1 protein-coding gene is annotated in these 452 nt (G+C 53.8%); it reads left to right on the top strand.

Annotated features, from left to right (window positions below; translation table 11 throughout):
- Positions 1 to 269: 269 nt before the first annotated feature.
- Positions 270 to 452 (top strand): hypothetical protein (locus I6F36_RS38725; protein ID WP_225173265.1); only part of this gene is annotated, 183 nt, incomplete at its 3' end.

The following is a 452-nucleotide window of genomic DNA, read 5'->3' as shown; positions in this document are numbered from 1 at the left end:
GGTTGCTCCATCTAGCAGCAACTCTCGTGCTGCATGTTCCTCTCCTGCGAAGCGGCGGCTTCAATTTGTGCTAGAATAAGAAGAGAGTACAGCTACCAGAATTTGGAGGCATGCTGTCGGCGGGCTCGTCGACAGATGTGCGATCCGGGCCGTTCTGGAGGATGGAGCGTATCAAGGCGACGGATTGTGCCTTGATTAGAATGCCGCGCCGGCAGGCCGCGTCGACGCGCTCGGCGCTGTAATCACGATATTTCGGCGGCGGATACGAGTTGTTGAAGCTCAATCGAGACGACTTCAGATGTGAGAAAGGTAGCTTCGATCAGCTCAATGTGCCTCAAGAAGGAAAGCACGAGGCCAACAGTCACGAGTGGATTACGCTTAGACCGTCCAATTTGAATTCGGCATTCTCGATCGAACTCGTGCACAAAACTCCGAAGCGATATGACTGGAGA

Source organism: Bradyrhizobium sp. BRP19 (assembly GCF_020194195.1).
GTDB lineage: Bacteria > Pseudomonadota > Alphaproteobacteria > Rhizobiales > Xanthobacteraceae > Bradyrhizobium > Bradyrhizobium yuanmingense.
The sequence above is the reverse complement of the archived record's forward strand: the minus strand, read 5'-3'. Positions and strand labels throughout refer to the sequence as shown.